General features: G+C 42.7%; 9 protein-coding genes. All 9 read right to left on the bottom strand.

The features are described from left to right. Nucleotide 1: 1 nt before the first annotated feature. Nucleotides 2-2,548 (bottom strand): acyltransferase family protein, encoded by a 2,547-nt coding sequence (locus tag AC2CG4_RS14640; protein WP_484486972.1) that lies wholly within the window; start codon nucleotides 2,546-2,548, stop codon nucleotides 2-4. A gap of 20 nt (nucleotides 2,549-2,568) precedes the next feature. Continuing rightward, the gene (locus tag AC2CG4_RS14635; RefSeq protein ID WP_484486971.1) at nucleotides 2,569-2,976 is read right to left on the bottom strand and encodes a GtrA family protein; all 408 of its coding nucleotides are present in this window, start codon (nucleotides 2,974-2,976) and stop codon (nucleotides 2,569-2,571) included. Next, nucleotides 2,963-3,802: a WxcM-like domain-containing protein gene (locus AC2CG4_RS14630; RefSeq protein ID WP_484486970.1), complete on the bottom strand. Its 840-nt coding sequence runs from the start codon at nucleotides 3,800-3,802 to the stop codon at nucleotides 2,963-2,965. Before AC2CG4_RS14630 ends, AC2CG4_RS14635 begins: the two co-directional genes overlap by 14 nt. Nucleotides 3,803-3,824: 22 nt before the next feature. Next, nucleotides 3,825-4,736: a GNAT family protein gene (locus AC2CG4_RS14625; RefSeq protein WP_484486969.1), complete on the bottom strand. Its 912-nt coding sequence runs from the start codon at nucleotides 4,734-4,736 to the stop codon at nucleotides 3,825-3,827. A gap of 32 nt (nucleotides 4,737-4,768) precedes the next feature. After that, nucleotides 4,769-5,710, bottom strand: a complete 942-nt coding sequence (locus tag AC2CG4_RS14620) for a glycosyltransferase family 2 protein (RefSeq protein ID WP_484486968.1) — start codon at nucleotides 5,708-5,710, stop codon at nucleotides 4,769-4,771. Next, on the bottom strand, nucleotides 5,698-6,795 hold the full coding sequence (locus AC2CG4_RS14615) for a DegT/DnrJ/EryC1/StrS family aminotransferase (protein ID WP_484486967.1): 1,098 nt from the start codon (nucleotides 6,793-6,795) through the stop codon (nucleotides 5,698-5,700). The genes AC2CG4_RS14620 and AC2CG4_RS14615 overlap by 13 nt, the downstream gene beginning before the upstream one ends. A 78-nt stretch (nucleotides 6,796-6,873) precedes the next feature. After that, entirely contained in the window at nucleotides 6,874-8,646 is a 1,773-nt protein-coding gene (locus tag AC2CG4_RS14610; protein WP_484486966.1) for a hypothetical protein, read from the bottom strand. Between the two features lie 49 nt (nucleotides 8,647-8,695). Continuing rightward, nucleotides 8,696-12,190 carry a glycosyltransferase gene (locus tag AC2CG4_RS14605; protein WP_484486965.1) on the bottom strand — a complete coding sequence of 1,165 codons (3,495 nt, stop codon included), beginning with the start codon at nucleotides 12,188-12,190 and terminating at the stop codon, nucleotides 8,696-8,698. Between the two features lie 25 nt (nucleotides 12,191-12,215). Next, nucleotides 12,216-13,133 carry an adenylyl-sulfate kinase gene (gene cysC / locus AC2CG4_RS14600; protein WP_484486964.1) on the bottom strand — a complete coding sequence of 306 codons (918 nt, stop codon included), beginning with the start codon at nucleotides 13,131-13,133 and terminating at the stop codon, nucleotides 12,216-12,218. Between the last annotated feature and the right edge of the window lie 12 nt (nucleotides 13,134-13,145).

The raw sequence follows: 13,145 nt of genomic DNA, 5'->3' as shown, positions 1-13,145 counted from the left end.
ATTATTTCAACTCTCTTATTTCTACTAAATTGCCCTGATCATCAAATTTCCACTCCTGATCAAAGTGATAATTACCCTGTTCTTCAGCGGTAATAAATTGCACCAAATCAATTTTATTGCCGAGGTTAGCAGCAAACTCTTTGGGTGGAATGAAATAATAATTTGCATTTTCACCGCCTTTAAAAGAACGAATAGACTCCGGGAATACAAATGGATGAAACGGCGCTGTTATTCCTGAGACCAACACATTGACACCACCATCAAGCGGCAATAGTTGCGTCGTTGCTTTACGAAAGCCAGCCAGCATATTAGTTTGAATTTTTTCCTGAGTAATAACCCAAGTGTTTCTGCTATCGCCATAATTATGCAAACTGGACAGTGGACTTAGCGCAACAAGCACGGCAAACGCCACCATAATTTTTTTTGAGTAGAGTTGATCCTGAAGCAGCTTTACAGCGAGAAAGGTAACTGCAAAAAAAACATACAGCCCGTTAAAGGAATAACCTTTATAGTGATGAAATGGCAATAAAGCATTGGGTAGCCAGGCCAGTAAAGCAAATATTGCGCTGGCAAAAAAAGATATGATCAGTGTTCGACTTTGATAACTTTTGTAGAGCTGGAATAACAGCAGCGAAAAAACCACCACCAACGCAGGAGCAATAGCCTCATTGGAATAACGCGCTAACTCCTTAATGATACTGAACGGGTTTAGCACCATATGGTAAGGAGACCCTTGCTCTGCATCTGGATTTACAAACACTGATTTGGTTTTGAAATTCACTAATGCAGCAATAGCTCCAGAAAATACAATTGCCAAACCAGGGGCAATGGCTCTAACCGGATTCTGTTTAACGTAGTAAATAAGCCAACAGAAAGCAAAAAAACCTATTGACAGAATATATGTCTCCTTCACCAGAAATGCGCAACTTGCACAGACAAATAGAATAAGACTCGCATGAATTACGTTTTTCCCAGAGATACCCAAAAATCCATACACACCCAACAACAAAAACAGGAACGACAACTGCGAGCCAATATCCTGAGAGTAGAAGGTGTAAAAATAAGGTTGTGTAAATAGTAGATAACAGTAGAGGAGATAGAATAGGCAAAAATAGATATCTATCTTCAGGTTCAATAGACGTTTAATTAACAATGCCAATAACGCACAATTAAGAAACACAATAACCACAACCCAGGCCACACTACCTGCATGCCCTAGATACCCACTTAACTTATAAGAATACATGAAGAGTGGTCTGGGCCAGCTCAATAACCCTGCAAAACTATGTGCATCCGCTGTGGAAAATGCAAAGGACGCAGGAATATAAAAATCAGAGTGATGAAAGGATAACGGGCTGTAATAGCCCGGAAAAATAAAGTACAACGCAACAAAATGCATCACCCAAGCACCCAATAATAACGCCAAAAAGGTGAATGAGTTTTTTGCCGTAATGAGACCAATTCCACGATTAATATAGATCATACTACCTTGCCTTAAATTGGTGAGCGAATCCTGATCTGCCAATCTATTTTTTACAAAATACATACTGGGCCTTTCTATCAGATACCAAGACAATGTTCCTGCCGCGATCGCAACCAACGCCGCCGTGAGCTGGTGAAATACGATTCCCTGCCCCGGAAACAGGTGTCCCAAACACTGCTGAATCACAAAACCGTAGATATAGACCCCATAAGAAGGATCAGCGGGAATTCTTAATTTTTCCACAATAACTTTGAGCGAGCCAAAATAAAGACAGAAATAGAAGAAGGATAAATAAAACACTCCCATCTTCATGCCTGTCTGCCAAAAGACTACCACTAATAAACCTAACGCTAATACACCCTTGATATTAATCGAGATTATTTTTTGATTGGTTGCGAAAAGTGCTCCGAGTGCAAAGCATCCAGGCAATAGATGAGCTTCCGAATTATTGGAAAATAAAGAAGGCAAAAATTGTGGCATCACGAACGATAGGAAGATGACGCCAAACAGTGCAAGATTCGCCAACAACAGGGATCGCCATACTCCAACAACATAAAAAACGACTAAAAATAAATAGCATACAGCTTCTAGCGGTAAGGTCCACAAAGACCCATTTAATCCATACTTACTCTCGCTAAACACACCGGGCAAGTGCCACTGAATCTCATATAAAAATGTATTATCTATCAAATATTTCCACGTCTGGCCATGAGAGAAATATTCCGCCAGCGGCAAGGTAGTAAACATGGGGCCAACGACAAAAACCGACACGCACAAGCAAACAAACAAACCAGGTAAAATACGCGCAGCACGCTTAATGACAAATTCAACTGAATGCGGCCGATTTAATAGACTTGCCGTCACCAATAAACCGCTGAGCATAAAGAAAAATTTTACTGCCAAAGACCCGGAATAATCAAATCCAAGCCAACGTGCCACCCAATCCGTATTGACAGCAGCTGGCACAAATGCATATGAGTGCCCGTAGATGACCAGTAAGGCAGCCACAAGACGCAGCAAATCAAAATTATTATTTTTGGGAATCAATACCTGATTTAGTAACATTCATTAGCTATCCAATGAGATCATCGAAGAAAATTGCGTCTAAACAACAGTCGCATCAACAGGAAATTTAATACTGTAGTCAACGCCATAGTAATCAGTGCAGCTATTTGTTCTGATGCGCTAGCGTGTACTACGAGCGTTTTTAGGCATTGTAGGCCGAAAAGAAATACAAGCACATACTGTGTTATTAACAATGCTAATTTCTTCCATGAATTTTTGCTGCCAACAAATACTTTGGAGGGATAATAAATAACAATAATCAGTAAACCTAATACCCAACTTAGAGCATAGGCAAGTTGGTAAGGGGCAAATAATAGGAAGAATAAAAAAGCAAGATAACTGATAGCGGTATTAAGGCCACCACCAATTAAAAAACGAACACCATCCTTAACTACCGTCTTTGATTTTAATTTATCAATTAGCGGCATTATTTTTTTCTTCGATCGCCGCCAAGAACTCTTCATAGTTACGAATATAATCATTGGCTTCATAATAATGCGAGGCAAAAACCAGCAACACCGCATCCGATGAGTATTTGTATTGGATACCCCAAGTTAGCGGCGGCAAATAGAGCCCCAAATTGGGTTGATCCAGCAAAACCTCGCGGCGCAACCCACCATCATCAGCCACCACCGAACAGGAACCTTTAACGCAAATTAAAAATTGATGGCACTCGTGATGCGCATGTTCACCGCGCGTTTTTTCAGAGGGGACATTAAACACGAGAAAATAACGTTTTGGCTCAAATGGTATTTCTTTGGTGAATTCACCCACCGATAAATCACCACGATAATCCTTGATCAACTTAAAACGATGCAGGGTTACATTATTAACACCAATATTGACTACATCGTCATTGGTTGCAGTAATCACATTGCTATTCTGGGCGATATCGTCGGTTTGAGTGTAGCCGGTAATCTTGGCGGGATTGCCACCCACAACTGCATGTGCAGGAACATTTTGCAGCACAACGGCACCAGGCTCTAAAATTGCGCCCTGTGCGATGGTAATATCCAAACCAATAATACAACCGGCGCCGATAATAGCGTTTTCAGCGATGCAGGTATTGTTAGTATTTTTTTCATCTTTTAAAAAAATGACGCCGGAACCAATACGCACACCAGCTTTAATAATTAAACCATTCCACAGCTGTGTAAACCCATCGATTACAACACCCGGATCTATTTGACTGCCAGGGTATACATAGACATGCGTTCCTTGGAGTTTGGCTTCTGCGTACAATGATTGAGTCATGAATAGCTACCCTGCATTAACGTTAAATATTTCTGCAATATTTTGACAAAATGTGTGAGCTTTTGCCAAAACGATATCCAAATGAAGCCCACACTTTAAGCACGGCTCTGTTGGTTGATTGTGTCGTCATAAAGGCGATATCAATCCCCTGCTCTTTAAACTTTTGTGTCATTTCACCAATTAATTTCACGTACCAGCCCCTGCGTTCGGTTGCGACTGCCGAAAGCACCATCTTTGCAATTTTTTTATTGCTCAAGCATCTCGGTGAACTAATGTAATTAGCCGTTAAAAAGGCATTGGCGATACCGTCAGCCGGAACCATTACTTCATCGGCAAACCCTAATACTGAATTCTCGGTGTATTTTGCGAGAAATCTATCCGCCTCATCGGCGGTAAAGAAATCATCAGCATGGAAGCGGTCAAAAATATTCACAGCTTCTATCGCTGTTTTGGAGAGTACCGCAATATTATCCTCAGTTGCCTGGCGAGTGGCGTAGCGCCTTGTCATATCAAACTGTTGGATTTGGTCGTTAAAATAGGTGAGACGCGATTCAATCAAACTGTAGCCTGCCGCTGTCATACTCGACAAAGCCTGAATATCTTCCGATGGAACTTCGGCAAACAAATAGAACTCTGAATGTTTCAATTGCAGATGAGCAAACAACTGCTCAAATGGATCTTTCGCCTTTCGGATGTCATCGGGAATATAGGAGTAGTCAATTCGATAAGTAGGAATAGCAAAAAAATCCGAGTCCCATTTTAAATGGCGATAATAAATCTCTACACCTTGCGTAGATTTATATAAAATCAGATCGCCCCTATCTACCGACACCAAAAGCTCTTCATACCACTCTTTGGTGGAATCATCGCTATTGCTAAGAAAATTAAACCCCGCATAAAATTTACTTGTTGGGCGCGATGCAATTTTATCCATGTAAAACTCCTATCGATTCCATGCAATCAGCATTATTTTTGATTGGTCATTCTGGTTGCAATAACAGCAAGTGGCCGCTGTTTGCTATTCTCATAGCTGCGCCACGCATAGGTTCCAACCAGACCCAAACCAAATAAATTCATTGCACCTAAAATCAATACCGCTAGCATAGTTGCAGCATAACCAGGCACTTCGATGTAGCCGAGAATACGCGCCGCAGCAATAAGGATCGCAAACACTATTGAGAAAAATGAGCCAATCGCACCAATCCTCATTAACAACCGAATGGGATAATCGGTAAATGCAAAAATGCTATCCATCATGTAGTCGATTTTTTTACTTAATGTCCAGGCCGATTTTCCCTCCTGCCGCACGACTCGCTCATAACTAATTAATTTTCTTCTAAATCCCAACCAAAAAATCAGCGCAATAAGCGATGAACGGGATTCTTCAAGCTTAAGCAGTTCTTGACGAAATAAATCATTGCAGCCAAACACATCCACCCCACCAGCAGGCATATCCTTAACGACCAGCTTTTTATAAAGATGCCAAAATAGTCCGGATGCCACTCTGGATAACAATGGATCGTTTCTGCCACTGCGGGTGCCAATTGTTACATCGCATTCATCAGCTCTTAATGCTTTAAAAAACTCAACCAACAATTCCGGCGGCTCTTGTAAATCCGCTGCCATCACCCCAAAATATTGGCCAGTTGCTGCAGTCAAGCCAGTACGAATTGCGGGAAATGAACCAAAGTTACGCGAATGAGCAATTAGTTGGGTTGACATTTGAATATCAGGTAGCCGTGCCTTTAGCATTCCAAAAGATTGATCAGGACTACCGTCTACTACAAAAACAACTTCCAGCTGCTTATCTAATGCCTCATTCATTTCTGTCAAGGCAGCAATTAGCCTGGGGATAGACTCCTCATTTTTATAGACAGGAATAATAACGGAGTAAATTACGGCGCCCATGAATTCACCGCCTCTGCTACGTTCCTGACTTGTGCATCAGTTAATTCAGGGTAACAGGGTAAAGTCAGAATAGTAGCTGCTAATGTTTCAGTAATGGGTAATTTAGTATTGGAAAATAGTTCCCCAAATACTGGCTGTTTGTGATCAGGGATTGGGTAATGTACCTCGCTCGCTATCTGATTCGCTTTTAGATGCGCACGCAGACTTTCAGGATTTTTTGTTTCAATAACATAGAGATGCCCAACGTAATCCTCACCGTTAAATACCGGTAACTGCACCGCAGGATTTTGTATTAGCTCAGCATAAAGCATGGCAATTTCGCGACGACGATTGTTCCATTCATCAAGCAGCGGCAGAAATTCACACAATATTGCAGCCTGCATTTCATCAAGACGACTGTTGCGTGAATTACCCAAAGTCACCTGGTATTTGGATGACCAACCATACTGACGCAAACGAGCGACGGTCTCAGCCAATTGCATGTTGTTGGTTACAACCGCTCCGCCATCACCCAACGCACCTAAATTTTTGGTGGGGTAAAAACTGAAACAGGCTATATCGCCAAAAGAGCCCACCATTTTCCCATCTACTTTTGCGCCGTGAGCTTGGGCACAGTCTTCAACCAAAGGGATTTTATGGCGGGCACAGAGTGCAGCAATGGCGTTAATGTCGGGGGCGGCACGGCCGTATAAATGCGTTACCACAATCGCTTTTACACCAGCAGCCAGCGCACGCTCACACTCTTGCAATGTAGTTGTGCGAGAAGCCTGATCAACATCGATAAAAAATGGCTGCGCACCTATAGCGATCAATGCAGTCGTGGTATACATACCCGCATTCGCCACGGTTGCAACCTGATCACCTTTGCCTATACCTATCGCACGTAATGCAAGTTCAAGTGCATCGGTACCATTGGCCAGTGAAACAGATTTGGCAACGCCAATATACTGCGCAAATTGCGCTTCAAATGCGGTTACTTCAGGCCCCAGTACAAACCAGCCGCGATCCAGAACCCGGGCGATTGCTGCATCTGTTAGATCGCGCAATTTTTCAGAGTGCAATTTCAAATCATTTATGAGAAGCATTTTTGTCTCGAAAAATAAAGGTACGATTAAAAATATTAGCGCTTACCACGCCAATCTTTTCTGATCCCACATGAGATACTATTCACCGATATAGGTCAGCAATATTCCCAACTCACGCTGATCAGCACTTATACCTGCCTGAAGCGGTGATGTAATTTGATCAACCTGCAAGGTCACCGTCGTTCTTTTGAGGTTCATTTGATCCAAGCGCAATAAAAACTCTTTTCCTGGATCTATGCTGATTACGTCTTGTTTATTGCCGTAAGCAATCTTCAGAGTTCGCTGGCTAAAATTATCCGGCAAGTACCCCTTAATGGTAACAATTGCAGCGCATTTACTTAGTCCAATAGCCCCCTGCTTACCCATCCAGCGTGCATCATTACCTTCACTATCAGAAGCATACCAATCACCGCGATATGCAGCATTTTTTAACGTGCAGCGCGGTTCATCACTCCTCAACACGGCGAGCTCATACCGCTGAGCAACTTCTACACCTTTCTTGGCAAAACCATGGCGTGATTGCAACAATATCTCGTCCTCTTCATTTCGCACACCATTACGATACACAGACGCCATCGATTCCAAAACTGCTGCTCGGTAAGGTGCTGCATTATATTCAACAACCCATGTGGCAATATGGCCAAGAATGGCGCCTATCAAAAGGAAAGCCATAACTAGTTTCAGTGAGCGCAAAAGATTCATTACCGGTATAAATTGAAACCGTTGATTAATGACCGGAGAAATCGAATGCGTTGTAAAAATAATGCCTACAGGAGCCAGAAGCAGCCATACAAAATCGACAAAATATCTTGATGCGCCAGTATTTGCGAAGTAGACACCGCCTCTGGCAAAAGTAACCCCCGCCAAAACTATCAAGGCAAACACCATGAGGCTACACAAAAAAAATTTTGCAGGAGATTGCTGCATCAAGGTAATTAAAAGGGTGCAAAAGCACATTATTAAAATTAATGCGCCAAGAGCTATAGGGATACCAACAGGAAGTGCTAACTTTACAATAGATTCATTACCTATAAATACTGTACCAGCACCATAGAAAAATCCATTAATCACATTGGCGATTGAAAATCCGTCTATATTAACGGAGGATGCTTTAGTGAAAATGCCATTCCCCAAATAAATATAAATAAGCTGAGAGATAAGCATTACACCAAACACAATAATTGCATTTTTTCTGCATTCGCGATGATGGAGAGACAACGCAAATAATATAAAAAATGACGCAGCTAAAAAAGGATAAGACCAACCATATGTGGCAAAAAGGATAAGGAATCCACCACAAACCCCATAAAGCAACGCATTTAAAATTGAACTATGCCACGCTCTTCTGATAGAAAGCTGATACAGAAAAATTACAATAAATAAATTTTTCAACAACTGGGCGAACCCCAAACTCAAGGTCCAGAGTTCAAAGCCCGCAGGACTAGCAATGATAAACGCCGACATACACGAAATAAAAAGTACTGGCAATGTAAACCGATTTTTTTTATCAAGACATTCCTGATTTGAAAGCAGAAAGGCTTTTAACCAGTAAAAGAATATAGCTGCAACGATAAATCCGGTAAGAACTGTCGATACTCTCGCATCTGCTCCCCACATCATCCATTCAATAGCAGTTACCGCAGGATAAATAAACCCACGATGCTCTCCTGCACCATACACATCAAACCAGGAAATTTCACCTCTGATAATTTGATCAATTTGTACAAGAAACCGCATGGTATCCATGTAGGGAACTTGTGGTGAAACTATGGCAACATAAACCTGAAATAGAGCCAAACATATTGTCAAACTAATAAATATAATATGGTTTCCGACTATTTTTTTTAACACTGCGTCGAACTCCTGTAAAAATGAATATTCTTCACGTATGGCTCCTGCGTCATCTAATATTTATAAATGCATTCACCAAGGTAGCTTTCATTGCTCCGCCTGAATAACGACTCGCGACATAGGCATTGCCTGCATTGGCATAAATAGACCACAGCTCGTCATTATCCAACACCGAACACACTGCTGCAGAAAATTGCTGGACATCAGAAGTCACTGGAATTAATTTGTCAGCACCATCCAATCCCTGAACACCGATCTCTGTCGTAATTAAAGGCACGCCATATGCCATGGCCTCTATCACTTTATTTTTAACGCCCGCACCAAAACGTAAAGGAACGACTGCGACTCGCGCTGTAGCGTAGTGCTCAGCCAGCATTTCATCAGTTACATAACCCGTCACAATAATGGATGCTGATTTAAGTTTTAGCACTTCTTCAGTCGGCTTTGAACCGATAAGATAAAGCATGGCATCCGGCTGATGAGCTTTAATGCGCGGAAAAACGTCCTTAACAAACCATACGGCAGCATCCGTATTAGGTGGATGCCCAAATCCAGCGACAAAAATAATTTTGTTGCCCTGAACAGGTTCGCGCTGTGCAAACTGATCCAGATTTTCATAGACGTAGGGGCAAACACAGGCGGCATTAATAGCAGGCGCAATTTTCTTAACGGTCTGCGCCTCTTCTTGCGATGGATAAAGCACTACATCAACTTTCTGCCAGATAGCCGTTTCGAGATTATAAAAATATTCCATGTCTTTTTTTAGCGCTGCCGTGGGTTGCAAATCATATTCGCGTTGCAAACGCTCAAAATGTAAATCATGCCCATAATAGACTGTGCGAATAGCAGGAAATGCTTGCAACAAATCAACATAATTCGCTGCAACATGGGGGCGATTGAGTAACACATGGGACACACCACCCTCAGCACTCAGCAGCCACTGCTTGAATTTACCGACATGCTCAGCCCCATATACTACCTCGACACCTAACTGCTGTAGCTTAGGTGTGTATTCGGGATCAAACCATAAATTGTCTGGCCAAAATTTTACGGCGAAACCCATCTTTAGCAGGCTGGTGATAATTGCCAAGGTAGAGCGGGAACCGGCATCGCGATCCGGCTGCAATACATAATGATCAACAACCACTACGCAAGGTTTTTTCCAACTGCGATCTTTCGCCTTAAATACACATTCAGCATTGTGGTAATGTTCGGTCAGTACATCTTTCCATTTTTCAAAAAACTTCTGTTGATTAATAACCTGATAAGCTTTGATTCCCGAGCCTGTATCTGTGCCATTAGAAATGCCCTCATAGTGAATAATTACCGATGCAGGCTGGTAGTAGACTTTTTTACCTGCAGCCCTGACTTTAAACGCGAGGTCTGTGTCTTCGTAATAGGCAGGCACATAAAGCTCATCAAACAATCCGAGCCCGATAAAAAACTCCTTATCAATTAACAGCGAAGCACCCGAACAGTAATCAGCTTCTTTAAGATAATTAAATTCAGGCAATTGTGGGTTTTGCAAACGCCCATAATTCCAGGCGGAACCATCACGCCACAAAATGCCACCAGCCTCTTGCAGCCTGCCATCTGGATAAACTAATTTTGACCCCACCATTCCGCAGTCATCATGTGTGGTAAACACATCCAACATACTATCCAACCAGCCCTCGGTAACTTCCGTATCGTTATTGAGCAAATAAATATATTTTCCCTTGGCCAAAGACACTGCTCGATTACAAGAGCGCAAAAAACCCAAATTTTCCGGATTAACTTCGTAACGCAACCCCTGCACTTGCTGCAAACAATGGATATCGTGATCACTAGAACAGTCTTCTACTACAATCACTTCAATAGCAACTTTGGGTTTATGACGTGCGATAGAAGCCAAACAGGTTAGCGTGACAGGTAAATTGCCGTAGCTGGGAATAATCACCGATACCAAAGGTGCTTTTGATGAAGGAACGACCAACGTCGTTAAAACATTTTGTAATTCGCCTTGAGGAATAACGCCGGTAGCGGCAATTGTGGGTAAATCCGGCTTTCCGCTGCGGCGCCACATTTCATAGTGCACTACACCCTCAAACAGAGGGCCCGCCACACGGTACATACACCCAGCCAAACCATTTTTAATGCGCGGGCTGAGCGGTAATTTTTTATAAGCATTGCGCGCAACACGTTGCAGTTTCGGTTTCAGTGCAGCAGCAATAACATCTGTCTCGCCACGCACCAAGCGAGCCAGGACACGCAAGGGTTTGGTGATTTGCCAGGAGTGAGAATTAATAATTTCAGCGTAATTAGCGGTAACTTCGTTGAGTTGTCGGGTGAGCTCTTTATTTTCGCCCTCCCGGTGAATCAGCTGCTGTGCTTGGTAATCTAGCTGCTGCGATTGGGATTCAAGTTGCTGCGCAGCATTGAGCAGCTGCCCATCAAGATCACTTACCTGCTCAACTAACTGCAAATTTGTGTTGGTAATTTTTGCTATATTTTCTTTTGCTAGATCAGCCTCACGACGCAAGTGCTGCTCTCTGTCTCGCGCCTCACATAACTCGGAATCCAAACGCTTGGCCCATTGTGTTCTTTCCTCGACTTGCTGCTCCAAGGATTTGGCCCAGACCGTGCGCTCTTCTACTTGCTGCGCCAGCTCTTTTACATTTGCGCTTTTATAGGCGTAGACTATTGCGGACTTTTCAATCTCGTCAAACAATAGAAACTCTGCATCCAGATGATTTTTATTGTCCTGATAAAATTTTAGCAACTCTTTGCTTGCATTATTACCAGTCGATAGCATTTGCGTAACCAGTTTATAGGCTTCCACAACAGCAGCAGGGCAGCGCACATCATTGAGCAATGCTGCTTCATCGAACCTAGTGTGTCTTAACTCCTTATCCAAAAATTCATTGGCAAATCTATCGGCCATATTTCTATCGACAGTAAAGTTCAATTTTTTCGCCAGATAATCAATATGCTCCATCGGCTTTTCCATCAGCTGATCGTAATCCAATGCGATCAGGTGCAGATCTTGCGCCTCAGCGGCAATCGATAAATTGTAACTTAACCAAAGCAAATAACCCTTTTGAATAGGCGATTGGTTGCGCTGCAATAGAGAATTGGCAACACTTAAAGGATGACGCAAACACAGTACATATTGCACTTCACAATCGATACGGGAAAAAACCAACTTCCAAAACTTTAGCAATTTTGAAACGCGGGGATCTTTAAAACCAAACACCGGCGTGCCTTTTAACTTCTCACCTAATAAATCAACGGCTTTTTCAAGATAACCTAAAGCAATTAACTTATCGATATCAGCATTACTGACCAATGACAGACTAAACCAGGTCTGCCCAATAACATCCAGCATTTCATTATTCAAATCATTGACTGATTTGTCTTCAAAAAAGCCTTTAGGATTGTCAACGCCCGGAGGCAACAAATCATCACCCAGGCTTACGCCCAAACAGGCCAATGCATTCATCACAGTACTGGTTCCACTGCGATGCATACCAATCACTACAATTAATTTTTTTCTCGTATTCACAAACAATCTCGTATTAAGAAGTGGCTTACTGGCTCGATTGCGCCGGCAGTAAATAATTCACTATCTGTTCCACACAGTCTTCTACTGAATGACTGCAGGTATCCACTACTAGCTCAGGATTTTCCGGGCGCTCGTAAGCGCTATCTATACCGGTAAAATTTTTAAGCTCGCCGCGCCGTGCTTTGGCATACAACCCTTTGACATCGCGCCGCTCACATTCACTTAAGGGGGTATCAACGAAGACTTCGACAAATTCAGCGACATCAAATAATCGCCGTGCCATTTGCCGTTCCGCTTGAAAAGGTGAAATAAACGAAGCCAATACAATCAAACCGGCATCAACCATCAATTTCGCCACTTCCGCAACACGGCGAATATTTTCCACGCGATCAGCCTCGGTAAAACCCAGGTCGCGGTTTAAGCCGTGGCGAAGATTGTCACCATCGAGCAAATAGGTGTGCATCCCACGCTCGCAGAGTTTTTTTTCCAATAAATTGGCGAGTGTCGATTTTCCCGAACCTGACAAACCGGTAAACCAAATACAGCGCGGGCGCTGTTGTTTCATCGCGGCGCGCAGTGTTTTATCGACACTTAGTGATTGCCAGCGGATATTCGTTGCTCGATGCAGTGGGAATTCAATGTGCCCTTTTCCTAATAATTCAGATGTCTGCAAATCGACGAAATCAAAATCGGCATTCGTATTTTCATCAAGACTTATCGGTTGGGCCGTACTGATATTAGCAATACCAGTTTCACCCGCATTGAGTTTTTTGGCCGAGAGATGCTCACCGGTTTTGCCATCTTGTCGATATTTAAGTGCTGTCACACTCACCAATAATTCTTGCTGACCTCGACGTAATAGATAAGTGCGCCCTGCAACCAAGGGGCGCGCCGATTGCCAGACAATTTTTATTTGGTATTGATCGGCAACCTGCAGGCTCATTTTAAAATCCCT

It is taken from the genome of Cellvibrio sp. ATLC23, from assembly GCF_057196725.1.
Note: the sequence above shows the minus strand (reverse complement) of the source record. Positions and strands in the feature narration are given on the sequence as shown.

Coding starts and splice junctions, on each gene's coding strand:
- AC2CG4_RS14640 (WP_484486972.1), bottom strand. CDS start 2,548: ATGTTACTAAATCAGGTATTGATTCCCAAAAATAATAATTTTGATTTG.
- AC2CG4_RS14635 (WP_484486971.1), bottom strand. CDS start 2,976: ATGCCGCTAATTGATAAATTAAAATCAAAGACGGTAGTTAAGGATGGT.
- AC2CG4_RS14630 (WP_484486970.1), bottom strand. CDS start 3,802: ATGACTCAATCATTGTACGCAGAAGCCAAACTCCAAGGAACGCATGTC.
- AC2CG4_RS14625 (WP_484486969.1), bottom strand. CDS start 4,736: ATGGATAAAATTGCATCGCGCCCAACAAGTAAATTTTATGCGGGGTTT.
- AC2CG4_RS14620 (WP_484486968.1), bottom strand. CDS start 5,710: ATGGGCGCCGTAATTTACTCCGTTATTATTCCTGTCTATAAAAATGAG.
- AC2CG4_RS14615 (WP_484486967.1), bottom strand. CDS start 6,795: ATGCTTCTCATAAATGATTTGAAATTGCACTCTGAAAAATTGCGCGAT.
- cysC (WP_484486964.1), bottom strand. CDS start 13,133: ATGAGCCTGCAGGTTGCCGATCAATACCAAATAAAAATTGTCTGGCAA.